The sequence below is a fragment of the Nonomuraea roseola genome, assembly GCF_039535395.1.
GTDB lineage: Bacteria > Actinomycetota > Actinomycetes > Streptosporangiales > Streptosporangiaceae > Nonomuraea > Nonomuraea roseola.
The window spans coordinates 4,787,906-4,811,914 of sequence record NZ_BAAAXC010000015.1 but is presented as its reverse complement, the minus strand read 5'-3'; the positions used below and the strand labels follow the sequence as shown (position 1 = coordinate 4,811,914).

Below are 24,009 nucleotides of genomic sequence, written 5' to 3'. Positions count from 1 at the left end.
CAGGGGGGACGGCGGGTCAGCCTCCGCCCCCCTGGCGCAGGGTCAGTCGCGGCAGGCGGCGAGCACGCGCTCGGCGGCCTCGGCGAGCGGGATCTCCTCCTTGACGCCCGTCGCGCGGTCGCGCAGCTCGATGACGCCCTGGCCGAGGCCTCGGCCGATCACCACGATGGTGGGCATGCCCAGCAGCTCGGCGTCCTTGAACTTCACGCCGGGCGAGACCGAGGGGCGGTCGTCGACCAGGACGCGAAGCCCCCGCGACTCGAGCTCCTCGGCGAGCTGGACGGCCACCTCGACCTGGTTCTCCTTGCCGGTGCCGACGATGTGCACGTCGGCGGGGGCCACCTCGCGCGGCCACACGAGCCCGAGCGCGTCGTACTTCTGCTCGGCGATCACCGCGAGCGCCCTGGAGACGCCGATGCCGTAGGAGCCCATCGTGATCCTGATCGGCTTGCCGTCGGGGCCGAGGGCGTCGAGCCCGGCGGCGTCGGCGTACTTGCGGCCGAGCTGGAAGATGTGGCCGATCTCGATGCCCCTGTCGATGGACAGCTCGTTGCCGCAGCGGGGGCAGGCGTCGCCCGCGCGCACCTCGGCGGCCTCGATCGTGCCGTCGGGCACGAAGTCACGGCCGGCGACGACGTCGACGGCGTGCTTGCCCTTCTCGTTGGCGCCGGTCACCCATGAGGTGCCGGTGGAGACGCGGGGGTCGACGAGGTAGCGGATGCCGAGGTCCTTCAGCACCTGCGGGCCGATGTAGCCGCGCACCAGGCCGGGGTGCTTGTGGAAGTCCTCGAAGATGGCGGGCTCGCCGGGCGCCAGAGCGGCCTCGAGGCGCTTGAAGTCGACCTCGCGGTCGCCGGGGACGCCGATGACCAGCGTCTCCTCCTTGTCGGAGCCGGGGGTGGTGACCTTGACCACGACGTTCTTGAGGGTGTCGGCGGCGGTGATGTTCAGGCCGTACTCGGCGTTGACCAGCGACACCAGCGACTCGATGGTCGGGGTGTCGGGGGTGTCGAGCACCCGCTGCGCCGCGAGCCCCTCCAGCGGGCGGGCGGCGGGCGCGGGGGTGACGACGGCCTCGGCGTTGGCCGCGTAGCCGCAGTGGTGGCAGTTGACGAAGGCGTCCTCGCCGGTGGGCGTGGGCGCGAGGAACTCCTCCGAGGCCGAGCCACCCATGGCGCCCGAGGTGGCGAAGCAGATCTTGTAGCTGAGGCCCAGCCTGTCGAAGGTCCTGATGTAGGCCTCGCGGTGCTGCTCGTAGGAGCGCTTGAGACCGTCGTCGTCGAGGTCGAAGGAGTAGGAGTCCTTCATCAGGAACTCGCGGCCGCGCAGGATGCCCGCCCTGGGCCGCGCCTCGTCACGGTACTTGTTCTGGATCTGGTAGAGCGTGACGGGGTAGTCCTTGTAGGAGGAGAACTCACCCTTCACCATGTCGGCGAACAGCTCCTCGTGGGTGGGGCCGAGCAGGTAGTCGCCGCCCTTGCGGTCCTTGAGGCGGAAGATGTTGTCGCCGTACTCGGTCCAGCGGCCCGTGGTCTCGTAGTACTCGCGGGGCAGCAGGGCGGGGAAGAGCACCTCCTGGCCGCCCATCCTGTTCATCTCCTCGCGCACGACGCGGGTGACGTTCTCGAGGGCGATCTTGCCCAGCGGCAGCCATGAGTAGATACCGGGCGCGACGCGGCGGACGTAGCCGGCGCGGACCAGGAGCTTGTGGCTCGGGACTTCCGCGTCTGCCGGGTCGTCCCGCAGGGTGCGAAGCAACAACGACGACATGCGCAGCAACACGGCTACTCCTAGTTAGGGCCCGGATGTGAGGACATACAGGCTACCGACTTTCCCCGGTCACAGGGCGTGGAGCGCGAGCGTGAGCAGCCCCGCGACCACGGCCGCGACGGCGGCGGCCCTGACCCTGCCCGCCGTGGCCCGCCTGAGGAGAAAGATCACGAGGACGGAGAGGACGGTGACGGCGACGGCGGGGACCGGCCAGAAGGCGGGTTCCCAGTCGATGCCGCCGGGGGTGGCCCTGTCGATGACGTCGGCGAGCAGCAGGCCCGAGACGACGCCCGCGCCCAGATCGCCCCAGCCGTCGCTCCTTCGGCTGACGTAGGCCAGCAGTCCGAGGGCGACGAGCTGGCCGACGACCAGGTTCAACCCCGAGCTGGTGCCGCCGATGGCCTCGAAGTTCAGGTCGCCGCGCAGCGCGCTGCCGCCCATGGCGGCCACCACGGTGGAGGCGGAGGCGAGGAAGGTGGTCAGCAGCGCCCAGCCGAGGCCCGACGCCGTCGCGCCAACGGCCACGGCCAGCGCGAGGTAGATGTAGGGGTCGTAGTGGAAGTCCGTGGCGAGTTCGGACACAACCACACCGACGAGGCCGACGACCAGTCCCCCGAGGAAGGCGGCCAGCACGTGACGTTGGATGCCGCGCTGTCGCCGATCGTATTCGGCGAAATCGGCATACTCGATAGCAATCTTCTCCATAGTTCGCTAATCAGACTATGTGCACATACAGGAAAAGTAAATTTCGGTCAACCCCCAGTCAGGCTGGCTAGTTGAGCAATCGCTTGGTTAGCATCGTCGGTCGTGAGCCTCTCCGAGCTGCGGACCGTCGTGAGGTCCTTTCTCGCCGCCCATCCGGCCGCGTCATGGGCGCGTTTCTCCGGAGAACTCGGAGTCGCGGGCCTGGCGGTCGACGAGAGATACGGCGGAGCCGGCTGCGGCCTTTCCGAACTGGCCGTCGTGGCCGAGGAGATCGGCAGGGCGCTGTCCCCTCACCCCTTTCTCCAGACCGCCGTCATGGCCACGGCCGCGACCGACGACCCCGAACTGCTCGGGGCCATCGCCGAGGGCGCGCTCACCGCGACCGTCGTCCTGCCGGGCGAGCACTCCTGCGTCCTGGACGGCGACCGCCTGACCGGCTCGGCCCCCTATGTGCTGGACGCCGAGGCGGTCCTCCTCTACGTCGGCGGGTCACTGGTCGCGGCCGAGCCTTCGGCGCGCGTGCCGTACGAGACGATGGACGCCAGCCGTCCGCTCACCGCGCTGAGTTTCGACGGGGCCGTGGCGCGGCCCGCGGGGGACGGCGCCGCGTGGGAGCGGGTCCGCGACCTGGCGGTGATCGCGCTGGCCGCCGAGCAGGTGGGCGGCGCGGCCAGGTGCCTGGAGGCGGCCACCGCCCACGCCAGGCTGCGCCACCAGTTCGGCAGGCCGATCGGCTCCTTTCAGGCGATCAAGCACAGGCTGGCCGAGCTGCTGCTGGTGGTGGAGTCGGCCAGGTCGGCGGTGTGGGGAGCGGTCGGCGACCCCTCGGCGCAGGCGGCGGCGATCGCCGGCTCCTACTGCGGCGAGGCCTATCTGAAGGCGGCGGGCGACAGCATCCAGGTCCACGGCGGCATCGGCATCACCTGGGAGCACGAGGCGCACCGCTACTTCAAGCGGGCCACCTCGGACGCGCGGCTGTTCGGCCCGCCCCGCTCACACAGGGCGCGCCTGGAGATCGGCTAACCGCCGAGCAGTTCCTCCCACGGCTGCCTGGCGTTGGTGCGGCGCGTGGTGTCGAGCGCCTCGGCCAGGCGCCAGAAGCCTGGTCTCGTGCCGACCCTGGCCCTTCCCATCGGGTCGATGGCCAGCAGCTCGAAGCGCACCCCCATCACGTCGAGCACCGCGGAGGAGGGGCTGCACGGCCCTGCGACGCTGACCAGGCCCGCGTCGAGACCCGGCTCGCGCACCTGCCTGGCCAGCAGCGTGACCACCTCGGAGGCGTAGGGCCCGTCGCGCCACGAGATGTGCCAGCTGTGGTCGGCCCCTCGCCACCAGGTGAGGTCGCGGCAGGACTCGATGAACTCCGCCTCGCTCGCCAGCGCGGCCATCACCCTGCCGAACGCCTCGAACCTGCGGGCGCTGGCCGGTACCGGCTCGTCCTGAGCCTCCCTGGCGCGACGCAATCTCATGTCTGCGAGCGTGCCATCTTTCGGCCGCCTCAGCCCCTGCTTTCGCCGCTTCTCCGCGCTCACGGACACTCACTCTGATCTCCCCGCGCCCTTCCCGCAAGTCCGTATGGCCTGATACGCTCAACCAAGCGAGCGCTTGGTTTATCAACGGGAGGCGTGGATGCGGATCAGCCTGGGATACGAGCTGGAGGTCCGCGGCAGGACCCGCGAGGTCGAACGGCAGGCGTTCCAGAACGTGATCGACCAGGTCGTCCTCGGCGACCGGCTGGGCTTCGACACCGCGTGGTTCGTGGAGCACCACTTCACCCGCGGCTTCTCCCACTCCTCGGCACCCGACCTCGTCCTGGCAGCGATCTCCCAGCGCACCAGCCGCATCCACCTGGGTCTTGGCGTGGTGCTGCTGCCCTTCCAGTCCCCGATCAGGACGGCCGAGCGGGTGGCCACCCTCGACGTGCTGAGCGGCGGCAGGGTGGAGTTCGGCACCGGACGCGGCGCCTCACCCCTGGAGTACCAGGCCTTCCAGCGGCCGTTCGAGAAGTCGCGCCAGATCTGGGAGGACAGCCTGGAGGCGACGCTGGAGATCTGGCGGGCCGACGGCGAGCCGGTCAGCAGGTCGAACGAGTTCTTCGAGATCCCCGACGTGGCCGTCTACCCGCGTCCCACGCAGGTGCCGCACCCACCCGTCTGGGTCGCCTCGACCTCTCTCGAGGGGTACCTGGCCGCCGCCAGGCACGGCTACAACCTGCTCGGCATGACCATGCTGAAGGGCGTCGACGACGTGGCCGAGGACATCGCCAGCTACAAGCAGTGCCTGGCCGACAACGGCTTCGACCCCGCCACCCGCCGCGTCGCGCTGATGATCCCCTGGTACGTCGGGCAGGCCAGGGACGAGGCCGCCGACGCGGTCCTCTGGTACATCCGCCGCCAGGTCAACCTGGTCACCCCGCCCGACTACTACGACGCCCGCCACGCCACCCACCGCGTGCTCGGCCAGCTCGCCGCGGGGATGCCTCCGGAGGAGGCCATGGCCACGCTGCGCGAGCACCTGATGGTCGTCGTGGACGACGTGGAGGGCTCGCGCAAGGCGGTGGCCCGCATCACCGAGGCAGGCGCGACGGACCTGATCCTGCAGTGCCAGGTGGGCGGGCTCGCCCACGACCTGGTCTGCGACTCCATGAACCTCTTCATGACCGAGGTGATGCAGTGACCCGGTGGCTGACCCGCGACGATCTGACGACCAGGAGCGCCACCGGGCTGCTCAACCTCACGGGCGGCCTGCCCCTGCGTCCCGAGCTGACCGCCGAGGCGCTGCGGCAGGCGGGCGTCGGCGAGGGCGACAGGGTGGTGGTGGCGCTGGCCGAGCCCGTCGGCGGGCTGTGGGCGACGGCCGCCGCGTCCGTGGCCGAGGCCGCCGCGTCGGTCGGGCCGCGCGGCAGGATGCGCCTCCACCACGCGCTCCAGGAGATGGGCGCCACGACGCTGGTCGCCACCCCCACGGGCGCCATGGACTTCCTGGCGAGGCTGCACCTGGAGTTCCTGCTCGACCCTCTCGACCTCGGCCTGCGGCACATCGTGCTGACCGGCGAGATCGCCTCGAGGAGAACCCTCGGCCACCTGGCCTCGGAGTTCGAGGCGCGGGTCACCGAGGTCTACTCCAGCCCGTTCTCGGGCGGCGCGCTGGCGTGGAGGCCGGCCGAGAGCGAGCCGCTGACGCCGCTGGCCGAGGGCGTGCTCGGGCTGGCCTCCATCGGCAAGGACACCATGATCGACGAAGGGCGCGGCGAGCTGGTCATCCCGTACGGCGACGCCGTCCTGCGCACGGGGCAGGTCACGGTCGAAGGCCGGCTCGCGCACACCGTCGGCGAGCACGTGCTGGTGCGCGGGGTGTGGCTCTCGCTGCCCAGGATGGAGAAGGCGCTGTCGAAGATCGACGGCGTCTCGGGGTGGGAGCTGGCGATCAGCAGGCAGGGCACGCTCGACGCCGCCGCGCTCACCGTGACCTTCGCCAGGCAGAGCCTGGTCAAGAACCCGATGTGGAGATCGCGCATCCAGCAGGCGCTCGCCGCGCTCACGCCGATCTCGATCGCCGTGGAGATCTCCCCCGACGCCGCGGAGAGCTCCACCCCCGGCGTCGTCACCGACCATCGCGGCCACCACCTCGGCAGGGACCGCGCTCTCGTCTAGGAGCCCGTCATGCAGTGGGAAACGATCCCCCGGATGCTGCGGGACCAGGCCGAGCGCCTTCCGCGCGCCGCCGTCACCCTCGACTTCGACCTGGCCTCCCTGCGGGAGCGGGCCCAGACGGTGGCGCGGGCGCTCATCGCGCAGGGCGTCCGTCCGGGCGACAGGGTCGCGATCTGGGGCCCCAACGACCTGTCCTGGGTGGTCAACGCCTTCGGGGTCTGGGACGCGGGCGCGGTGCTCGTGCCGATCTCCGCCCGCGCCAAGGAGCTCGAGGCCGCCGACCTGGCCGGCAGGACGGGCGCCCGCCTGCTGGTCAGCGAGCGGCGCCTGCCCTCCGTCCGGCCCTTCGAGGGCGTACGGCACGCGCTGGCGAGCGTCGAGGAGGCCGAGGAGAGGGCGCTGGCCGTACGGGGCGAGGACATGTGCGAGATCATGTCGACCTCCGGCACGACGGGCATCCCCAAGGGCGTCATGCTCGACCATGCCCAGATCCTGCGGGGCTACGGGGACTGGGCGGAGATCGTCACCCTGCGCGAAGGCGACAGGTACCCGGTGATCGCACCCTTCGCCCACGGCTTCGGGCTGAACGCGGGGCTGCTGGCCTGTGTGTTGCGCGGCGCGACGATGATGCCCGTCGCCTCCTTCTCCCCCGACGGCCTCATGGACCTCATCGAGAACGGCGGGATCACCATCCTGGCGGGGCCGCCCACCCTCTTCGTCCGCCTCCTCGACGAGCTCGACAGGCGTCCGCGAGACGTCTCCTCGCTCAGGGTCGCCATCTGCGGGGCGGCGGCGGTGCCCGCCTCGCTCGTCACCCGGCTGGTCGAACGGGTGGGGCTGGAGCGCATGATCAACGCCTACGGCCTCATGGAGGGCACCGTCGTCTCGATGACCAGGGCGGAAGATCCGGTCGAGGTGATCGCGGGTTCGGCGGGACGTCCCGTGCCCGGCATCGAGGTCAAGATCGTCGACGCGGCGGGCAAGGAGGTGCCCAGGGGCGAGAGGGGCGAGATCCTCCAGCGCGGCTACGGCGTCATGCGCGGCTACTGGGGCGAGCCCGCCATGACCGCCGAGGTGATCGACGACGACGGCTGGCTGCACACCGGCGACATCGGCCTGCTCGACCTGGCAGGCAACCTGTCCGTCGTCGACAGGAAGAAGGAGCTGTTCATCGTCAACGGCTTCAACGTCGCCCCCGCGGAGGTCGAGTCGCTGCTGCTCAGGGAGGGGTCGCTGGCGCAGGCGGCGGTGATAGGGATGCCCGACGCGCGCTCGGGCGAGGCGGGCTGGGCCTTCGTGGTGCCGAGAGCGGGCGCCGAGGTCACCGAGGAGGGCCTGCGCGCGTGGGCGAAGGCGAACATGTCCGACTACAAGGTGCCGCTGCGCGTGCGCGTGGTCGAGGAGCTCCCCCTGAACGCCAACGGCAAGCTCGACAAGAACGCCCTGCGTGAGGCCGCGCGGGGCGGGTAGACAGACAGTGCGCCTTTCGTCAGGAGCCAGCCATGTTGCGCCTGCTGGCCGGAGAGGCCGCACGCAGGTTCGGGGCGCGCGCTGCGGTCGAGTCCGGCACCTCCCGCCTGTCGTTCACCGATCTCGACCACCTGTCCGACCGGGTGGCCGCGGGGCTGGCCCATCGCGGCGTGCGCGTCGGCGACGTGGTCGCCCTCGTCCTGCCCGACGGCCCCGAGTTCGTCGTCTGCTACCTCGCCGCGGCCAAGATCGGCGCCGTGACGGCGGGGATCGACGCGCGGCACCCGGCCAGGCTCGGCCTGCTGACCAGGCTCGATCCCGCTCTCGTCGTCACCGCCCCGCGCCTGCTCCCCTCGCTGCCCGGCCGCGAGGTCGTCACCCTGCCTGCGTCGCTGCGGATGACCACGGACGCGCTCGGCGTGCCCCCTCCCGCCTCCTGGCTGGGCTCCCTCGCCAGGAACGAGCCCCCTCCTCCTCCGCTGCCTCCCGATCCTGGGCGGCCCGTCGTGATCACCCACACCTCCGGCAGGACGGGCCCGCCCAAGGCGGTGCTCTTCGGCGAAAGGCAGCTGGAGGCCATCAGGGCGCACGGGGCCGGCGTCAGGTGGGGCAAGGGCGACGCGCGGCTGCTGTCGCACCCGATGAGCCACATGGCCTTCGCCACCAGGCTGCCGGTGATCCTGCAGACCGGCAGGACCACCTACCTGCTGCCGCGCTGGGACCCCGAGTCGGCGCTGCGGCTGGTGTGCGAGAAGCGGCTGCGCGTCCTGCAGGGCACGCCCGAGCAGCTGGCCGCCCTGCTGGAGCCAGGAGGCGAGCCGCCCTCGGTCGAGCTGGTGCTCTCCAGCGGAGGGCCCGCCGCCCCCGGCCTGATCAGACGGCTCAGGGAGCGCTTCGGCGCGCCCGTCTGCAACCGCTACCTGTGCACGGAGGCGGGTCTCGGCCTCGGCACCCGCCCCGACGATCCGCCGGAAGCCGCCGAGCACACCGTCGGCAGGCCGCGCGCGGGCGTGGACCTGTCCGTCCGCGACGAGGCAGGGCGCCCGCTGCCGGCGGGCGGGGAAGGGGAGGTGCTCCTCAGGTCTCACGCGGTCATGAGCGGGTACGTCGGAGACGGCGACGCACGAGTGTTCGCGAGAGACGGTTTCGTCAGGACGGGCGACACGGGTTTCCTCGACGACCTTGGCCGCCTGCACCTAGTGGGTACACAATCACGGACATAGCGTCGCCCCCGAGGAGGCAGCGTGTCATTGCGCGTGGCAGTCGTCGGATCGGGTCCCGCCGGTATCTACACGGCCGAGGCACTGGTGAAGCAGTCGGCAGGGCCCGTCGAGGTGGACGTGCTCGAACGGCTGCCCACGCCGTACGGGCTGGTGCGGTACGGGGTGGCGCCCGACCACACCTCGATCAAGTCGATCGCCAACTACCTCCAGCGGGTGCTGGAGCTGCCGCAGGTGCGCTTTCTCGGCGGCGTGACGCTCGGCTCGGAGGTGTCCGTCGACGACCTGCTGGCCTGTTACGACGCCGTCGTCTACTGCACGGGCGCGATGGTCGACAGGAGGATGGGCATCCCCGGCGAGGACCTGGTGGGCAGCGTCGCCGCGACGGACTTCGTGAACTGGTACTGCGGCCACCCCGACGTCTCGCCCGACAGGTTCACCCTCGACAGCCCCGAGGTCGCGGTGATCGGCGTCGGCAACGTGGCGGTCGACGTGGTGCGGGTGCTCGCCAAGACCGCCGAGGAGCTGAGCTCCACGGACGTGCCTGACGACGTGCTGGCCAGACTGGCAGACAGCCAGGTCAAGGCGATCCACATGATCGGCAGGCGCGGTCCCGAGCACGCCAAGTTCACGCTGAAGGAGCTGCGCGAGCTCGGCGAGCTGGCAAACGCCGACGTGTGCGTGCGGCCCGACGAGGCGGTGGTGCTGGGCGGCGACTTCCCCAGGCAGGTCAAGGGCAACATCGACGTGCTGAGGTCGTGGTCGGAGCGTGAGCCGGTCGGCCGTCCGCGCAGGCTGGACGTGCGGTTCTGGCTGCGCCCCGTGGAGATCCTCGGCACCACCGGTGTGGAGGGGCTGCGGCTGGAGCGCACCAGGCTGTCGGAGGACGGCAGGGTCGTGGGCACGGGCGAGTTCGAGACGCTGCCCGTCGGGATGGTGCTGCGCTCGGTCGGCTACCAGAGCGTGGCGCTGCCCGGCGTGCCGTTCTCCAGCGAGACGATGACCGTGCCGAACGTCGAGGGGAGGGTTCGCGACCGCGAGTACGTGGCGGGCTGGCTCAAGCGCGGGCCGACCGGCGTGATCGGCACCAACAAGTCCGACGCCGCCGAGACGGTCCGCACGCTGCTCGCCGACGACCCGCACGGCCGCGTGGCCTCGATCGACGAGCTGCTGTCCGCGCGTGGCGTCAGGCCCGTCACCTACGAGGACTGGATGGCGATCGAGCAGGCGGAGGCCTCGCTCGCCCGCACGCTCGGCAGGGGCGAGAGGGTCAAGCTGGTCGGGCTCGAGGCGATGCTGGCCGCCTGCGGCCGCGTCACCCCGGCACCGCCGTGACCGTGACCTGCACCCCTCGATAGCGTGTGACGATGCGCATCACCGTCGGCGGTTTCGAGGACGTCCACAGGATCCAGCAGGCCCGCTACCCCGTGCGGGAGCCGGCCTGGCAGCCCGTCCACACGGTCTACGTGCCGGCCGACAGGTTCTCCTCCTCGACGCCCTCGACATGGGGCGGCCAGGCCCTCGACCTGATGAAGACGCACCTGCCCGACGCCGACGCCCTGGCGGAGGTGTTCGGCGTCCCTTCCGGCCTGGCGGCGGGCGTGCACACGCGGGTCGCCGCGAAGCTGGCCGCCGAGCCCGTCGAGGACCTGCGCGTCGACTTCGAGGACGGGTACGGCGTGCGCCCCGGCGCCGAGGACGGCGACGCGGTGGCGGCGGCCTCGGCGCTCGCCGACCTGCACGCCGAAGGGAGGCTGCCCCGCCGGTGGGGGCTGCGGATCAAGTCGTTCGCCGACGGCGACCCCGCCCGTTCCGTCCGCACCCTCGAGCTCTTCCTCGTCGAGCTGGTCGCCAGGACGGGCTCGCTGCCGCCCGGTTTCACGGTCACCTTTCCCAAGGTGCTCATGGAGGAGTATCTGGGGCAGTTCGCGCAGGTCCTGGCCGAGCTCGACAGCGCGCTCGGCCTGCCGGCCCCGCTGCGGTTCGAGATCCAGGTCGAGGCGCCGCAGACCGTGCTGTTCCTGCGCTCCGACCTGGCCGAGTCGCTGGGCGGACGGCTCGCCGCCGCCCATTTCGGCGTCTTCGACTACACCGCCGCGATCGGCCTGCCCCCGCACGAGCAGCGGCTCGACCACCCGGCCTGCGACCACGCCCGCCATGTCATGCAGGCCGCCTTCGCGGGGACGGGCGTGGAGCTGTCCGACGGCTCGCTCGCCGCCTCGCCCGCCTCGCCGTCCACGCAGGACGTCCACGCGCTGTGGCGCAGGCACGCGGAGCTGGTGCGGCACTCGCTCTCGCACGGCTTCTACCAGGGCTGGGACATGCACCCCTCGCACCTGGTCTCCCGCTTCGCCACCGTCTACGCCTTCCACCTGGAGCGCTACGACTCCTACGCGGCCAGGGTGCGGGCGTGGGAGGACAGCCGCGAGGCCGGCGGCGGCGTGATGGACGAGCCGGCGACGATCAAGACTCTCGTCGCCGCACTCCGCCGCGCCGACTCCGCACTCGGCTGACCCGCGTCAGAGGTCGCGGTCGATCAGGGCGCGCCACTGCGAGACCAGGCGGGCCTCGATGGGAGAGGTCCACGAGTCGCGCACCGCGCTGCCGACGTGGAAGGCGCGCACGCCGTAGTCGAGCAGGGTCGGGATGTGGCGCAGCTTCAGGCCGCCGCCGGCGAGGATCAGCCCCGCGTCGCCCGCCTCGGCACGGGCCTTGAGCACGGGCAGGCCGTCGGTGACGCCGTTGGGCGAGCCCGAGGTCAGGACGGTGGCCAGGTTGGGCAGCAGCCGCACCGCCCGCCAGGAGGCCTGGGTGTCGGCGGCGTGGTCGACGGCCCTGTGAAAGGTCCACGGCAGCGGCGAGACCGCGTGGATGAGCGCCTCGGTGGCGGCCAGGTCCACGGCCCTCTTGGCATCGAGGAAGCCGAACACGAATCCTGCCGCCCCCGCGTCGGCCAGCTCCTTCACCAGCGAGCTCAGCTTGTCCAGCGAGTCGGCGCCGAAGTTCGCCTCGGTGCGCAGCATCACCATCTGCGGAAGCGGGCACTCCCTGGCGATCGCGGCGACCGTCTCCGCGGCGGGGCTGAGCCCGTCGGCCGCCATGTCGGCGACGACCTCCAGGCGGTCGGCGCCACCCTGTTCTGCGGCCACGGCGTCGCGCACGTCGAGCGCGATCACCTCGAGCAAGGATCCGGTCATGAACCAGAGGTTATAGCCTATTTCACCCTCCTCCCGGCAGAGAGGAGGGTAGGGGTTATTTCTGACAAACCATGTCAGGCATTGACAAGATCCCGTGTCCGGAAGAGTCCGTCCGCCGTGCTGGTGCGCACCATCGCCGGACGCTGGAACAGCGCGCCCGATGCCCGGTGCGGCAGGTCGACGGTGCGAAGGTGGCGGAATCCGCGGCGCCGGTAGTAGTGCTGCAGGCGCGCGTTGTCCTTGGAGCAGTCGAGCCTGAGCCAGTCGAGCCCGGAGGCCGCGACGCTCGCGCCCGCCCAGTCCAGCAGCGCGTCACCGAGCCCCGTGCCCGAGGCGGCGCGGGAGACGGCGAGCTTGTGGACGTACAGGGCCGAGCCCGGCTCGTCGGCGGGGGTCCAGAACTCCGCGTCGGCGTGGCCGTCGAGCGCGATGGTCGCGACGGTCGTGCCGAAGTCGCCTTCCAGCACGTAGAGGACCTGCTCCTCGATCAGCGGTTCGATGCGCTCGGGACCGAAGCCGCCGCGCGGCCACTGCCGCACGCCCTGCCGGTGCAGCCATTCGGAGGTGTCGGCGAGGAGGGAGAGGACCCCTGAGAGGTCGGCGGGTACGGCACGCCGGAGGGTCAGCGGGTGAAGCAGGGTGTTGGAGTGCATGGTTCTACCCTTCGTTCCGATGGGTGACTGAGTGAACACGGAGCGTGTCCATCCGGTGGCGCACGGCTTTCGTGGCGATATTTCTAGGAAGAATGCAATTTGGGGGAGTATGCACGAGTCCCTAGTGCCCAGCGCGGCAGAACGATCCGCGCCCCGTGGCAGGGATCACCCCCAAGCGAGCCGCTCCTAGCGGAGAGCGAGCTCGTAACGGATCAAGTGCTTGTCGGCAGGGAGCACCGACACCGCCACGCGCACGGGCGTGTCGCCGCTGTCGTAGCCGACCCTGATGTACACCACGACCGGGGTCCCGAGCTCCAGTTGGAGGCGCTCGGCCTCGGACTGGTTCGGCATCCGCGCCATGATGTCGTCGACCACGCGCACCTGCCCGTGGCCGAGCTCTTCGAGCACCCTGTTCGCCCCTCGGGCGATGTCCCCTGGCCGCTCGATCTCCGAGCCGCGGACGAGGTCTCTCGGGAAGTAGGAGTCGTTGGTGTTGTAGGGCTGCCCGTCGACGAACCTCAGCCGCCGCCTCACGACGGCCAGGTCGGCGTCGCCGAGCTCCAGCCGGCTGGCGATCTCCTCGACCGGGCTGACGATCTGCACCTCGATCAGCTGGCTGGGCTCGCGTCCCTCCTGGGAGACGGCGTAGGCGAAGGCCTCGCGCACTTCGCCTGTCGGCTGCGGGGCGAGTTCCCGCTGCGGGTACATCAGCAGGGGCCTGCGGTCGCGCACGATCGTGCCGCGCCGGGGAGCACGTGTGACGAGGCCCTCGTTCACCAGCTCACCCAAGGCAAGTCTGACGGTATTGCGACTTACGCCGTACTTGTCCTGCAAAGTCGCTTCTGTGGGCAATTGCGCCCCAGGGCCGAGGTCGCCGGAGTAGATGGCCCTTCGCAGATCCGAAGCCACCTGCTGATACAGCGACGACCGTGCCACTTTCACCCCTTTTGTTCCAACAATTTAGACGATCTGGTTCTGGCTAGCTACAACCCCTTGACCGCACGGCCTTGACAGCCCCATCATCCATTCGTTGGTACAAATCCATCGAAAGGTCGGGCGAGGGGGTGACTGCCGGTGTCGCCGGTCCACGCGGGCACGCCGTATGCGAAGCAAGCGAGCTTGCGAAGCTACCTGCCCTGGCACGATCCCCGCGAGGCAACACGTTTACTGCGTTACGCGTTGCACCGCGAGGGGTTCACCCACACCTACCAGAGCAATGGGAATGGCATGTCCGTGCTTTCCGTACTGACCGAGGTGACCGTGTGGTGCAAAGACGGATCATTCATCTGGAATGAGGATGGATCTCCCGTCACCCACCCGATCGACGACCCGGTAGGCGCGGCGCACCGCATCGCCGAGCGCTATCGGCATCCAACTGCAGACGGTCACACCCTCACTGACTCCGTGCGCGAGCACTCGGCCTAGGACCCCATCCCTCGCCGGGGTCCTGGGTCGACGCGCACGGTACGGAGGCGCGTCCTGGCGGGTCCCCCACGCCCGCCAGGGCGCGCTCTCCCCTTCGAGTCAGGTGGCGTGGCCGCCGGGGTCCTCGGGGCGCCACTCGATCGACGGCCGCTCGGTGAAGACGGCGACCACCCGCTCCCCCTGGCGGGGCTCCCGCTCCCCTCGCCAGGTCCCGTACATCACGCACCCCCGCGCCTCCGCGGGCCGCACCCTCACCACGGTGAACGGCTCGGGCGCGCGCCAGCGGCCGACGATCCAGCTCTCCACCACACCCAGCGGCGCGAGCCGCGCCCATGACCAGCCCTCGGTACGGCAGGCGGCGCAGAACGCCCGCGCGGGGAAGCGCGTCAGCCCGCACGCGTCGCACCGCTGCACGGCGAGCACCCCCTTGGCCGCCAGCTCCCACCACTCGGCCGAGTCCCTGTCCACGGCTCACCCCCTCCGCAGGATCAGCGCCGACGTGGCAGGCAGGATGTGGCCGGGCTGGGCGGTGGACAGCGCCACCTCCGCCCCGGCGACCTGCCGTTCACCCGCGTCGCCGCGCAGCTGCGAGACCGCCTCCGCGACGTGGTTGAGCCCGTGGACGTACCCCTCCGACAGGAATCCGCCGTGCGTGTTGACCGGCGGGCCCTCTCCCGAGGCCGCGAAGGGGCCGCCCTCCCCCTTGGCGCAGAAGCCGTAGTCCTCCAGCTGGACGATCACCGAGTAGGTGAAGCAGTCGTACAGCTCGGCGACGTCGATGTCCGTGGGGCCCACGCCCGCCATGCCGTACAGGCGCGGGGCGAGCGCGGCGGCCGCGGTGACGGTGGGCTCGCCAGGCGCCAGGAAGGAGTCGCCGCCGCCCCATGCCGCTCCCGAGACGAGGACGGGAGGGCGGCGCAGGTCTCGCGCGCGCTCGGCGGTGGTCACCACGACCGCGCACGCGCCGTCGGTCTCGAGGCAGCAGTCGAGCAGGCGCAGCGGCTCGGCGATCGGACGGCTGGCGAGATAGTCGTCCATGGTGATCGGCTCGCGCATCAGCGCGCGGGGATTGCTCGCCGCATAGGCGCGCTGCCTGATCGCCACCCGCCCGAAATCCTCCGCCTTCGTGCCATATTTCAGCATGTGTGTGCGCGCGTACATCGCGAACTGCTGCACGGGCGCGCCGTAGCCGTACGGGGCGAGGTACTGCGTCTCCGGGCTCGGGTTCGGCGCGGTGCCCATGCGGAACTCCGAGCGCGCGTTGATCGCCCGGTAGCACACGACCACGTCCGCGATCCCCGCCGCCACCGCCAGCGCCGCCTGCCCGACGATCGCGTGCGAGACGCTGCCTCCGCCGAACTGGTCCAGGTGCCAGGTGGGCGCGTGGATCCCGAGCGCGGGGCCGACCAGCGAGGGCGCCGCCGAGTCGCCGACCCTGTGGGTGGCGATGCCGTCCACGTCGTCGGGGGTGAGTCCGGCGTCGTCGAGAGCGCTCATGACCGCCCTGCAGGCGAGGGTGAGCGTGCTGACGCCCGAGTCCTTGGAGAAGGGTGTGTAGCCGATGCCCACGAGAGCGGTGTCGTTCCGGAATTCAAGCAAGCGCTTGGCCACAACCCTGACGCTATGCGGGCCTCCACGCGACTGTCAACGTGCCTTCTCGAGAAGACACCTACCGTGCCAAGCAAGCGCTTGGTAATCTACAGTGGTGGACAGGAGGCGCCCATGAGCACACACGCCGCCCGGCTGATCGCGGTGGACAGCTGTGACGACAGGCTGCCTGTCATGCCGCACCACACCGTCAACGGAGCCGCGATGCAGGGGAACGGCCATCTGGACGGGCGGCGTTTCAGGTCGGTGCTGAGCAGGTTCGCCACCGGCGTGGTGGCCATCACGGCTCTCGACCCCGACACGGGCGAGCCCGCGGGCCTCGCCGCCAACTCCTTCACCTCGGTCTCCCTCGACCCGCCACTGGTCGCCTTCTGCGTGGCCCACACCAGCACCAGCTGGCCGAGGCTTCGAGCGGCCAAGACGGTGACGGTCAACGTGCTGGCCGAGCACCAGCAGCCGGTGTGCGCGCAGCTGGCGGCCAAGGGGGGCGACAAGTTCGCGGGGCTGTCATGGACCCGCTCCCCCGGCGGCAACCCGCTGCTGGAGGGCGCGCTGGCCTGGCTCGAGTGCTCGATCGAGGCCGAGCACCCGGCCGGCGACCACGTGATCGTCGTCGCCAGGGTCCACCAGCTCGACGCGAACGCCGACGGCAGCCCGCTGGTGTTCTACCGCGGCGGTTACGGGCGCTTCACCTCATGACGCTCAGGCAGGAGGCGAGGGCCTGGCTGGAGTCGGCGCTGGCCGGTGAGTTCGCGCACGCCAGGGGGCTCGGCGGCCCCGGCCGCGAGCACGAGGGGCACGCCGTACGGCACGCGTGGGAGCGCCATCTCGGCGGGGCGGGCTGGACCTGCCTCGGCTGGCCCAAGGAGTACGGCGGCCGCGCCGCCTCCCTTGAGGAGCAGATCGCCTTCCACGAGGAGTACGCCAGGGCGGACGCCCCTGCTCGCGTCGGCCACATCGGCGAGGGGCTGATCGGCCCGACCATCCTGGACTTCGGCACCCAGGCGCAGAAGGACCGCTTCCTTCCGCCGATCCAGCGCGGCGACGAACTGTGGTGCCAGGGCTACTCCGAGCCGGAGGCGGGCTCGGACCTGGCAGGCGTCCAGACCAGGGCGGTGCTCGAAGGCGGCGAGTGGGTGGTCACGGGACAGAAGGTATGGACGTCGCTGGCGCACGTGGCCGACTGGTGCTTCGTGCTGTGCCGTACCGAGCCGGGCTCGAGGCGGCACCACGGCCTGTCGTACCTGCTGGTCCCGATGCGCCAGGCGGGCGTCGAGGTGCGCCCGATCAGGCAGCTCACCGGTACCTCGGAGTTCAACGAGGTCTTCTTCGACGGCGCGAGGACCGCCGCGGGCAACATCCTCGGCGCGCAGGGCGAGGGCTGGCGGGTGGCGATGGCCACGCTCGGCTACGAGCGGGGCGTCTCCACCCTCGGCCAGCAGCTCGGCTTCCAGCGTGAGCTCACGAAGGTGATCGAGGCCGCGAGGAGGACGGGCGCCCTCGACGACCCGCTGGTCAGGGACGGCCTGGCCCGCTCGTGGCTGGAGCTGCGGATCATGCGGCTCAACGCGCTGCGGCCCGACACCGAGCCGACGATCGCCAAGCTCTACTGGTCGCGATGGCACCAGCGCCTCGGCGAGCTGGCCCAGGACGTGCTCGGCAAGGAGGGCCTGGTCGGCGAGCTCAACGACCTGCAGCGGCTCTACCTGTTCAGCCGCGCCGACACCATCTACGCGGGCTCGAGCGAGATCCAGCTCAACATCATCGCCGAGCGCGCGCTCGGACTGCCGAAAGAGCCGAGGACGGAGCCCCGATGAGCCCGCAGCCCCCCCTACCCTCGCTCGCACGGCCTGCTCGACGGCCGCGTCACGCTCGTGACGGCCGCGGCGGGCACCGGCATCGGCTACGCGACCGCCAGACGCTGCGCGGAGGAGGGCGCGACGATCGTCGTCTCCGACCGGCACGAACGCCGCCTGGCGGAGGCGGCGGAGGCGCTGGCCGAGCTGACGGGGGTCAAGCCGCTGGCCGTACCGTGCGACGTCACCTCCGAGGCGCAGGTGCGCGCGCTGTTCGACGCGGTGCTCGAAACCCACGGACGCCTCGACGTGCTGGTCAACAACGCGGGCCTCGGCGGCACCGCCGAGCTGAGCGAGATGACCGACGAGCAGTGGCACGCCGTGCTCGACGTGACGCTGACCGGCACGATGCGCTGCACCCGTGCGGCGCTGCGGCACATGGTGCCGCAGCGCTCCGGCGTGATCGTGAACAACGCCTCGGTGGCCGGCTGGCGGGCCCAGCGCGGCCAGTCGCACTACGCGGCGGCCAAGGCAGGGGTCATGGCGCTGACGAGGTGCGCCGCACTGGAGGCGGCCGAGCACGGGATCAGGATCAACGCGGTCGCGCCCTCGCTGGCCATGCACCCGTTCCTCGCCAAGGTCACCACCGAGGAGGTGCTGGACGACCTGACGGCCAGGGAGGCGTTCGGCAGGGCGGCGGAGCCGTGGGAGGTGGCCAACGTGATCGTCTTCCTGGCCGGCGACTACTCGGGCTACATGACGGGAGAGGTCGTCTCCGTTTCGAGCCAGCGCGCCTGATATCTTGTTCGGCAGGGTATAGTGGAGCCATGAATATGACGGAGCCCATGTTCTTGGCTCTGACCGCCCTGGTGGACGAGCCGCGCCACGGCTACGGCATCGTCCAGGAGGTCGAGCGGCTGTCCGAGGGCAAGGTGCAACTGAAGATCGGCACTCTCTACGGCGTCCTCGACCGGCTGGCCGCCGAAGGCCTCGTCGAACTCGACCGTGAGGAGGTGCAGTCGGGCCGGCTGCGCCGCTACTACCGCCTCACCGACTCGGGCGAGCACGCCCTGCAGTCGGAGGTGTCCAGGCTGGCGGGAACCCTGCAGACCGCCACCGAACGACTGAGCGCCCGCAGGGGCGCCGTCGCCGTCCGCCCCTCGATCGCCGGAGGCGCCGCATGAGCCTGCTCGAACAGCGCTACCGCTTCGTCCTGCGCATGCTGCCCGCCTCCTACAGGGCAGAGCGCGAGGAGGAGATGGTCGACGCCTTCCTCGACGCCGCTGGAGACGTCCGCGACGAGGACAACCTCAGGCCCGGTCTGCCGGAGGTCGCCTCCGTCGCCGGGCTGGCGGTCAGGACCAGGATCGGCGGCCTCGGCGCCCCGCCCCGCGCCAGGGCGACGGGCGACGCCGTCCGACTGTTCGCGCTGCTCGGGCTCGGTTACCTCGCCGCGCTGGCGTGGGACAATGTGGCCGCGGAGCTCGTCCTCTTCGGCCTGGTCCGCGCGGCGCCCGACGAGTACCTCGTCACCGGCGAGCAGTGGGCATGGGCTCTCCTGTGGATCGCGCAGGGCCTGGTGTGGGCGGCGGCGTTCGCCATGCTCGCGCTCGCCAGGGTGCGGCCCGCCAAGGTGCTCGCGGTGACGGGCCTTGCCGCCTCGGTGCTCATGTACGCCGTCCTCGGCGTGATGACGCCCGAGACCCTCGGCTGGGGCCTCCTCGCGTTCCTGTTCGCCACCGCCCTGCCCGTCGTGGCCCTGCTGTCCGCCTACCACGCGGACGCGCCGCCGGTGCGGCCCTCCGCCCCGCTGACCGCGGCTCCCCTGGGGGTGGCCGTGCTCTACGAGGCGTTCGCCCTGACCATCGGGCCGCGCGTGGCGGACTCACCCTTCGAGGGTGTGGGATGGCTGGCCCCCTGGCTGGACCCGCAGGGCGTGGCCACCGCCGCGCTCCTGGTGGCGGGGACGGTGTGCCTGACCAGGCGCGCCAACCCCTCCCTCCTGCTGGCCCTGGCCATCGCCGCGGTGCCGATGATCGCGCTGAGGGCTCCCTTCCACTACCTCGGCGCCCAAGGAGACGGAGTCCAGGCGATGGCCCTCACCATGCTCGCCCAGGCCGCCGCGCTCGCCGTCCTGGCCGTGGCGCTCACCGTCGCGGCCATGCACGCCCTCCCGCGCGTCGAGGGCGTCCCCGGGGTCGGTCAGGGACGTTCCGCCTAGTCAGAGCGGGGACGCGCGGCCTACTGTGCGAGGTATGGCGTCACAGAGCCGCGCGTCCCACCTGCTCGATGTCCTGCTGACCGAGTTCGGCCCCTCGATCGAGCGCGACCCGCTCTCCTTCCAGCGCAAGTTCAGGAAGATGGCGGGCTCGGCCTTCGCCTTCTACCGGGGCAGCGCCGCCGTCTTCTACGCCGACCTGACCGGCGACCACGCCGACGACTCCTTCCTCGACGGGCCGACCAGCAGGGTGTGGATCCACGGCGACCTGCACGCGGAGAACTTCGGCACCTACATGAACGCCTCGGGCGTCCTGGTCTTCAACGTCAACGACTTCGACGAGGCCTACGTCGGCCCCTACACCTGGGACCTCAAGCGCTTCGCCGCCAGCGTGGCGCTGATCGGCTACGGCAAGGCGCTCTCGGACGAGGCGATCACCCGCCTCGTGACCGACTTCGGCGACGCCTACCTGACCGAGCTGACGGGTATCGCGAAGGGCGGCGACGACGCGATCGGCTCGCTGACGCTGGCCACCACCTCGGGCGTGCTGCACAGGGTGCTGCAGACGGCCAGGCTCAACACCCGCGTGGCCATGCTCGACGTCGAGACCGTGATCGACGACTACGACCGGCGGTTCGCGTTCATGGACGGACGCGAGCCGGTCTCGGCCAGGACGCGCGCCGCGGTGCTCGACGCCTTCGAGGACTACCTCGGCACGCTGCCGGGGGAAGCCGATCCCATGGGGCACCTCATCAAGGACGTGGCGCTGCGCAAGGGAGTGGGCATCGGCTCGGCGGGGCTGCCCTCCTACAACCTGCTCCTGGAGGGACGCTCGCAGGCGCTGGAGAACGACGTCATCCTCTACATGAAGCAGGCCCAGGTGCCCGCCGTGGCCAGGCACATCGACGACGCCAGGGTGGCGGCCTACTTCAGGCACCAGGGCCACAGGACGGCCGAGTCGCAGCGGGCCCTGCAGGCCTACGCCGATCCGTGGCTCGGCTACACGACGCTCGAAGGGGTGGGGCAGCTGGTGGCGGAGGTCTCGCCGTACTCCGCCGACCTGGACTGGGAGGACGTCAACGAGCCAGGCGAGCTGCGCTCGATCATGCTGGACCTCGGAAGGGCGGTGGCCCGCATGCACTCGGTGGCCGACGACGAGTCCAGCCACGACCTGGTCGACTTCTCGACCGAGGAGGCGATCGTGGCGGTCGTCGACGGCGACAGGCGGGGCTTCGTCGGGATGCTGGTGGACTTCGCCCACCAGTACGGCGCGCAGGCCCGCCAGGATCACCAGACCTTCGTCGACCTGTTCAGGAACGGCCGCATCCCCGGGCTCTGACGAACGCCCAACTCTGGCAACCGACCGGTCGGTATGGCATGCTCCCAGAACATGACTCTGTTCTCCGTGGAAGGCAAGACGGTCGTCGTCACCGGCGGCTCCAGGGGCATCGGGCGAATGATCGCGGCCGGGTTCGTCGCCGCGGGCGCCACGGTCTACATCTCCGCACGCAAGACGGCCGAGGTCGACAAGGCCGCAGCCGAGCTCGGCTGCACCGCCGTGCCCGCCGACCTGTCGACGCCCGAGGGCGTCGGCGCGCTGGCCGAGGCGGTCGAGGGGCCCGTGCACGTGCTGGTCAACAACGCGGGCGCGACCTGGGGCGCGCCGCTGGAGGAGTATCCCGAGCACGCCTTCGACAAGCTGTGGGGCATCAACGTGAAGGGCGTGTTCCACCTGACGCAGCGCCTGCTCCCCCGCCTGCGCGCCGCGGCCACCCCTGACGATCCCGCCAGAGTGATCAACATCGGCTCCGTGGACGGGATCAGGGTGCCCGCGCTGGAGAGCTACGCCTACTCGGCGACCAAAGCCGGGGTGCACATGCTGACCAGGCACCTGGCCAGGCAGCTCGCGCCCGAGCACATCACGGTCAACGCGATCGCGCCAGGGCCGTTCGAGTCGAAGATGATGGCCTTCGCGCTGGACGACCCCGCCACCCGCGAGCTGGTCGCGGGGGGCGTGCCGCTCGGCAGGATCGGCCGCCCCGACGACATGGCCGGGGCGGCGATCTTCCTGTCCTCGCGGGCGGGCGCCTACCTGACGGGCACGGTGATCCCCGTCGACGGCGGGATCACCGCCTGAACGGCTCTCACAGGCTGGCGAACCAGTCGAGGGGGAAGGGCGGCTGGGCGAGCGGGGCGACCGCCAGGCGCATCAGGGTGAGCGGGTTGTCGTCACCGGCGATGCGGTTGGCGTCCAGCTCGCCGCAGAAGGTGCAGCGATGGATGAGCTGCCATTCGCCGCCCTGCCGTACGTGGATGGCGATCGGGGCCATCCCCGCGGAGCAGTCAGCGGCGCGGTCGCCCGGCGTGCGGTCGACATGGCGCGACCACAGGCAGGTCGGGCAGTGGTTGCGGTGGCGGGTGCCTGGAGCGTCCATGGAGACGTCGAGGCGGCAGTTGACACAGCGGAACGAGCTCTGACGAGGCAACGGAGTAACACCTTCGGGCGATGACGGACGGGACCGCGTGTGCCGTCACCACGCCAGGCGGACTCAGCCCCGCCGGATGCTCCGGCGGGGGCGCGATTCCGCTCGAGGGCGCGTGACGGCGACCTCGTGGCGCGCGGTCATCAACATCCCCCCTTTGAAGGCTCGCCCGCAGTCAACCAACCGGAGCCCGTCTACCGCAACGGGTTTTCTCAGAGGAGCTCGCCCAGTGCCCTGGTCAGGTTGCCCACCGCGGCTTCGCTGTGGCTCAGGAACAGGTAGGGCTCGGTCAGCTCCAGCTCGATCAGCACGGGCCTGCCGTCGGCGAGCCTGACCAGGTCCACCCTGGCGTAGAGCAGGTCGCCCGGCACCTCGGCGAGCACCTTCTCGGCCAGTTCGAGCTGGTCGGGAGCGGGTGTGCGCAGTTCGGCGCGGGCGAGGTCGGCCTGGGTCTGCCCGGGAGCGAGCATGGGGTTGCGCCGTACGGCGTGGCTGAGGACGCGGTTGAAGTAGAGCAGCGAGGTCTCGCCCTCGGCCTCCACCATGTCGAGGTATGGCTGGATCATCGGCGTGCGACCCTCGGCCTCGAGCTGCGCGGCATGCGCCTTCGCGGCGGCCCTGTCGGTGGTCCTGATCGTGCCCTTGGCGCTGGCAGAGATCGCGGGCTTGACGACGTACTCGTCCCACTGAGGAAAGTCGCCCGAGGACCAGTGGGTCGGCACGATCGGCACGCCCATGTCACGCAGGTAGGTCTTGTCGGTGTTGGCCTCGATCACCGCCGCCGGGTTGAGCAGCTTCGTCACGCTACCGGCGCGGTGGGCCCAGGCGACGAACTCCGCCCGCCTCTCGACGTAGTCCCACACCGAGCGGACCACGGCCGCGTCGAACGCGCTCCAGTCGGCCTCGGGGTCGTCCCACCTGACCGCCCTGCCCTCGATGCCCGCCTCCCGCCAGGAGGCGAGGACGAGCTCCCGCTCGTCGTCGTTGCCATCAGGGTCATCAAAGGTTACGTATGCACAGATAGTCACTCAACGGATGGTACGGGGCCGGACAAACGGCGCGAGCCGGGCCTGTGACGACCCGGCTCGCACGCTCATCGGGATCGGTCAGTCGTCAATCGCGACCCTGACGCCGACCCAGCTCCCGTTGGTGCCGGTGACGGCGTTGCCGTTGATGTTGTTGACGTTGGTCGAACGGCTCGTGCCCACGTTGCCGGCGAACACGTTGCCGAAGTTGTTGCCGGACTGCGACGCCTCGCTGTTGCGGCTCGCGTTGCGCGTGTCGGTGTCGGCACTCGCGGGAGCGCTCATGAGGGTGGCGCCGGCGGCGGCGACGACGATTCCGGTGACGCAGAGCTTCTTGAGCATCTCGACTTCCTTCCAGATCACGGGTTTTGGAACGTTCCCGCACGGCAGAGCCGGCGGGCGGGGAAGGTATGGGGAAGGCGTGGCGGCTTAGTAGAAGATGTAGGTCACCGAGATGCTGCTGTCGGAAGCAGTCGTCGCGATGCCGTTGATGTTGTTGACGTTGGTGGAACCGCTGGCGCCGCGGTTGACGGCGGCCACGTTCCCGAAGTTGTTGCCGGACTGCGAGGAGCCGATGTTACGGCTCCAGTTGCTGGTCCAGTCGTCGGCGTGTGCCGGGGTCGCCACCAGGGTGACGCCCGTGGCCGCTGCCAGTACGGCACCGGTCGCGCACAGCTTCTTGATCACTTCAGCTCCTTCGCCAGTGTGGCGTCGCGGGCAGAAGCGCGCATGGGGCCCCTGGCGCGCGACTGCCCTTTTGACTCCGCTTGACCCGGTGGGGTCAAA

General features: G+C 70.8%; 26 protein-coding genes and 1 pseudogene. 15 read left to right on the top strand and 12 right to left on the bottom strand.

The features are described 5' to 3' along the window. Window positions 1-42: 42 nt before the first annotated feature. Together ABFX55_RS46235 and ABFX55_RS46230 are read right to left on the bottom strand one after the other, a co-directional pair. Window positions 43-1,782, bottom strand: coding sequence for a proline--tRNA ligase (locus tag ABFX55_RS46235; protein ID WP_346130215.1), 1,740 nt, complete (start codon window positions 1,780-1,782; stop codon window positions 43-45). 57 nt (window positions 1,783-1,839) lie between these two features. Continuing rightward, window positions 1,840-2,475 carry a hypothetical protein gene (locus ABFX55_RS46230; protein WP_346130213.1) on the bottom strand — a complete coding sequence of 212 codons (636 nt, stop codon included), beginning with the start codon at window positions 2,473-2,475 and terminating at the stop codon, window positions 1,840-1,842. A gap of 102 nt (window positions 2,476-2,577) precedes the next feature. Between ABFX55_RS46230 and ABFX55_RS46225 the strand changes: the two genes are divergently transcribed. Continuing rightward, the gene (locus ABFX55_RS46225) at window positions 2,578-3,498 is read left to right on the top strand and encodes an acyl-CoA dehydrogenase family protein (protein WP_346130212.1); all 921 of its coding nucleotides are present in this window, start codon (window positions 2,578-2,580) and stop codon (window positions 3,496-3,498) included. Here the strand turns inward: ABFX55_RS46225 and ABFX55_RS46220 are convergent. Beyond that, complete coding sequence (locus tag ABFX55_RS46220) at window positions 3,495-3,944, bottom strand: hypothetical protein (protein WP_346130210.1); 450 nt, start codon at window positions 3,942-3,944, stop codon at window positions 3,495-3,497. The genes ABFX55_RS46225 and ABFX55_RS46220 overlap by 4 nt on opposite strands. Window positions 3,945-4,104: 160 nt before the next feature. Here ABFX55_RS46220 and ABFX55_RS46215 point away from each other — a divergent pair, with 160 nt between their 5' ends. Genes ABFX55_RS46215 through ABFX55_RS46190 form a run of 6 tightly spaced genes read left to right on the top strand, consistent with a single transcriptional unit; the run spans window position 4,105 to window position 11,331 of the window. Further along, window positions 4,105-5,151: an LLM class flavin-dependent oxidoreductase gene (locus ABFX55_RS46215; RefSeq protein WP_346130208.1), complete on the top strand. Its 1,047-nt coding sequence runs from the start codon at window positions 4,105-4,107 to the stop codon at window positions 5,149-5,151. Next, window positions 5,148-6,128, top strand: coding sequence for a phenylacetate--CoA ligase family protein (locus tag ABFX55_RS46210; protein ID WP_346130206.1), 981 nt, complete (start codon window positions 5,148-5,150; stop codon window positions 6,126-6,128). Before ABFX55_RS46215 ends, ABFX55_RS46210 begins: the two co-directional genes overlap by 4 nt. A gap of 9 nt (window positions 6,129-6,137) precedes the next feature. Continuing rightward, window positions 6,138-7,598 (top strand): AMP-binding protein, encoded by a 1,461-nt coding sequence (locus ABFX55_RS46205; RefSeq protein ID WP_346130204.1) that lies wholly within the window; start codon window positions 6,138-6,140, stop codon window positions 7,596-7,598. 32 nt (window positions 7,599-7,630) lie between these two features. Further along, window positions 7,631-8,821, top strand: coding sequence for a class I adenylate-forming enzyme family protein (locus ABFX55_RS46200; RefSeq protein WP_346130203.1), 1,191 nt, complete (start codon window positions 7,631-7,633; stop codon window positions 8,819-8,821). A 21-nt stretch (window positions 8,822-8,842) separates the two neighbouring features. Continuing rightward, window positions 8,843-10,153, top strand: a complete 1,311-nt coding sequence (locus tag ABFX55_RS46195; protein WP_346130202.1) for an FAD-dependent oxidoreductase — start codon at window positions 8,843-8,845, stop codon at window positions 10,151-10,153. 32 nt (window positions 10,154-10,185) lie between these two features. Beyond that, window positions 10,186-11,331: a DUF6986 family protein gene (locus ABFX55_RS46190; RefSeq protein ID WP_346130200.1), complete on the top strand. Its 1,146-nt coding sequence runs from the start codon at window positions 10,186-10,188 to the stop codon at window positions 11,329-11,331. 6 nt (window positions 11,332-11,337) lie between these two features. On the opposite strand, the gene ABFX55_RS46185 is transcribed toward ABFX55_RS46190, so the two are convergent. The 3 genes from ABFX55_RS46185 to ABFX55_RS46175 form a co-directional block, all read right to left on the bottom strand. Then, window positions 11,338-12,015 (bottom strand): copper homeostasis protein CutC, encoded by a 678-nt coding sequence (locus tag ABFX55_RS46185; RefSeq protein WP_346130198.1) that lies wholly within the window; start codon window positions 12,013-12,015, stop codon window positions 11,338-11,340. A 74-nt stretch (window positions 12,016-12,089) separates the two neighbouring features. Then, window positions 12,090-12,668 (bottom strand): GNAT family N-acetyltransferase, encoded by a 579-nt coding sequence (locus ABFX55_RS46180; protein ID WP_346130196.1) that lies wholly within the window; start codon window positions 12,666-12,668, stop codon window positions 12,090-12,092. 186 nt (window positions 12,669-12,854) lie between these two features. Beyond that, window positions 12,855-13,577 carry a GntR family transcriptional regulator gene (locus tag ABFX55_RS46175; protein WP_312895861.1) on the bottom strand — a complete coding sequence of 241 codons (723 nt, stop codon included), beginning with the start codon at window positions 13,575-13,577 and terminating at the stop codon, window positions 12,855-12,857. Window positions 13,578-13,787: 210 nt separating this feature from the next. Between ABFX55_RS46175 and ABFX55_RS46170 the strand changes: the two genes are divergently transcribed. Next, window positions 13,788-14,093, top strand: coding sequence for a hypothetical protein (locus ABFX55_RS46170; RefSeq protein ID WP_346130194.1), 306 nt, complete (start codon window positions 13,788-13,790; stop codon window positions 14,091-14,093). 99 nt (window positions 14,094-14,192) lie between these two features. On the opposite strand, the gene ABFX55_RS46165 is transcribed toward ABFX55_RS46170, so the two are convergent. Further along, on the bottom strand, window positions 14,193-14,561 hold the full coding sequence (locus tag ABFX55_RS46165) for a Zn-ribbon domain-containing OB-fold protein (protein ID WP_346130193.1): 369 nt from the start codon (window positions 14,559-14,561) through the stop codon (window positions 14,193-14,195). A 3-nt stretch (window positions 14,562-14,564) separates the two neighbouring features. Continuing rightward, a complete protein-coding gene (locus tag ABFX55_RS46160) occupies window positions 14,565-15,692 on the bottom strand; it encodes a thiolase C-terminal domain-containing protein (RefSeq protein ID WP_346130191.1) in 1,128 nt (375 codons plus the stop codon). Window positions 15,693-15,875: 183 nt separating this feature from the next. Between ABFX55_RS46160 and ABFX55_RS46155 the strand changes: the two genes are divergently transcribed. The 7 genes and pseudogenes from ABFX55_RS46155 (at window position 15,876) to ABFX55_RS46125 (ending at window position 21,852) form a co-directional block, all read left to right on the top strand. Beyond that, window positions 15,876-16,400, top strand: coding sequence for a flavin reductase family protein (locus tag ABFX55_RS46155; protein ID WP_346131457.1), 525 nt, complete (start codon window positions 15,876-15,878; stop codon window positions 16,398-16,400). Beyond that, window positions 16,397-17,518 carry an acyl-CoA dehydrogenase family protein gene (locus ABFX55_RS46150; RefSeq protein WP_346130189.1) on the top strand — a complete coding sequence of 374 codons (1,122 nt, stop codon included), beginning with the start codon at window positions 16,397-16,399 and terminating at the stop codon, window positions 17,516-17,518. The genes ABFX55_RS46155 and ABFX55_RS46150 overlap by 4 nt, the downstream gene beginning before the upstream one ends. A 9-nt stretch (window positions 17,519-17,527) precedes the next feature. Next, window positions 17,528-18,295: pseudogene (locus ABFX55_RS46145) on the top strand (SDR family oxidoreductase); the annotation flags it as partial. Between the two features lie 29 nt (window positions 18,296-18,324). Beyond that, window positions 18,325-18,681, top strand: a complete 357-nt coding sequence (locus ABFX55_RS46140; RefSeq protein ID WP_246452284.1) for a PadR family transcriptional regulator — start codon at window positions 18,325-18,327, stop codon at window positions 18,679-18,681. Continuing rightward, entirely contained in the window at window positions 18,678-19,718 is a 1,041-nt protein-coding gene (locus tag ABFX55_RS46135; protein ID WP_346130188.1) for a hypothetical protein, read from the top strand. Before ABFX55_RS46140 ends, ABFX55_RS46135 begins: the two co-directional genes overlap by 4 nt. A gap of 34 nt (window positions 19,719-19,752) precedes the next feature. Then, window positions 19,753-21,054 carry a DUF2252 domain-containing protein gene (locus tag ABFX55_RS46130; RefSeq protein ID WP_346130186.1) on the top strand — a complete coding sequence of 434 codons (1,302 nt, stop codon included), beginning with the start codon at window positions 19,753-19,755 and terminating at the stop codon, window positions 21,052-21,054. A gap of 51 nt (window positions 21,055-21,105) precedes the next feature. Then, entirely contained in the window at window positions 21,106-21,852 is a 747-nt protein-coding gene (locus ABFX55_RS46125) for an SDR family oxidoreductase (RefSeq protein ID WP_346130185.1), read from the top strand. A 7-nt stretch (window positions 21,853-21,859) separates the two neighbouring features. Here ABFX55_RS46125 and ABFX55_RS46120 read toward each other — a convergent pair whose 3' ends face one another. The 4 genes from ABFX55_RS46120 to ABFX55_RS46105 all read right to left on the bottom strand — a co-directional run bounded on the left by ABFX55_RS46120 (window position 21,860) and on the right by ABFX55_RS46105 (window position 23,910). Beyond that, the gene (locus ABFX55_RS46120; RefSeq protein WP_246452283.1) at window positions 21,860-22,201 is read right to left on the bottom strand and encodes an RNHCP domain-containing protein; all 342 of its coding nucleotides are present in this window, start codon (window positions 22,199-22,201) and stop codon (window positions 21,860-21,862) included. A 209-nt stretch (window positions 22,202-22,410) separates the two neighbouring features. Next, window positions 22,411-23,226, bottom strand: coding sequence for an ATP-grasp domain-containing protein (locus ABFX55_RS46115; RefSeq protein WP_346130183.1), 816 nt, complete (start codon window positions 23,224-23,226; stop codon window positions 22,411-22,413). 78 nt (window positions 23,227-23,304) lie between these two features. Continuing rightward, entirely contained in the window at window positions 23,305-23,565 is a 261-nt protein-coding gene (locus ABFX55_RS46110; protein WP_346130182.1) for a hypothetical protein, read from the bottom strand. An 87-nt stretch (window positions 23,566-23,652) separates the two neighbouring features. Beyond that, on the bottom strand, window positions 23,653-23,910 hold the full coding sequence (locus ABFX55_RS46105) for a hypothetical protein (RefSeq protein ID WP_346130180.1): 258 nt from the start codon (window positions 23,908-23,910) through the stop codon (window positions 23,653-23,655). Window positions 23,911-24,009 lie beyond the last annotated feature (99 nt).

Excerpts from the sequence above, each read along its gene's own strand:
- ABFX55_RS46230 (WP_346130213.1), bottom strand. The coding sequence starts at position 2,475 with ATGGAGAAGATTGCTATCGAGTATGCCGATTTCGCCGAATACGATCGG.
- ABFX55_RS46220 (WP_346130210.1), bottom strand. The coding sequence starts at position 3,944 with ATGAGATTGCGTCGCGCCAGGGAGGCTCAGGACGAGCCGGTACCGGCC.
- ABFX55_RS46215 (WP_346130208.1), top strand. The coding sequence starts at position 4,105 with ATGCGGATCAGCCTGGGATACGAGCTGGAGGTCCGCGGCAGGACCCGC.
- ABFX55_RS46205 (WP_346130204.1), top strand. The coding sequence starts at position 6,138 with ATGCAGTGGGAAACGATCCCCCGGATGCTGCGGGACCAGGCCGAGCGC.
- ABFX55_RS46200 (WP_346130203.1), top strand. The coding sequence starts at position 7,631 with ATGTTGCGCCTGCTGGCCGGAGAGGCCGCACGCAGGTTCGGGGCGCGC.
- ABFX55_RS46190 (WP_346130200.1), top strand. The coding sequence starts at position 10,186 with ATGCGCATCACCGTCGGCGGTTTCGAGGACGTCCACAGGATCCAGCAG.
- ABFX55_RS46185 (WP_346130198.1), bottom strand. The coding sequence starts at position 12,015 with ATGACCGGATCCTTGCTCGAGGTGATCGCGCTCGACGTGCGCGACGCC.
- ABFX55_RS46180 (WP_346130196.1), bottom strand. The coding sequence starts at position 12,668 with ATGCACTCCAACACCCTGCTTCACCCGCTGACCCTCCGGCGTGCCGTA.
- ABFX55_RS46155 (WP_346131457.1), top strand. The coding sequence starts at position 15,876 with ATGCCGCACCACACCGTCAACGGAGCCGCGATGCAGGGGAACGGCCAT.
- ABFX55_RS46150 (WP_346130189.1), top strand. The coding sequence starts at position 16,397 with ATGACGCTCAGGCAGGAGGCGAGGGCCTGGCTGGAGTCGGCGCTGGCC.
- ABFX55_RS46140 (WP_246452284.1), top strand. The coding sequence starts at position 18,325 with ATGAATATGACGGAGCCCATGTTCTTGGCTCTGACCGCCCTGGTGGAC.
- ABFX55_RS46135 (WP_346130188.1), top strand. The coding sequence starts at position 18,678 with ATGAGCCTGCTCGAACAGCGCTACCGCTTCGTCCTGCGCATGCTGCCC.
- ABFX55_RS46130 (WP_346130186.1), top strand. The coding sequence starts at position 19,753 with ATGGCGTCACAGAGCCGCGCGTCCCACCTGCTCGATGTCCTGCTGACC.
- ABFX55_RS46125 (WP_346130185.1), top strand. The coding sequence starts at position 21,106 with ATGACTCTGTTCTCCGTGGAAGGCAAGACGGTCGTCGTCACCGGCGGC.
- ABFX55_RS46110 (WP_346130182.1), bottom strand. The coding sequence starts at position 23,565 with ATGCTCAAGAAGCTCTGCGTCACCGGAATCGTCGTCGCCGCCGCCGGC.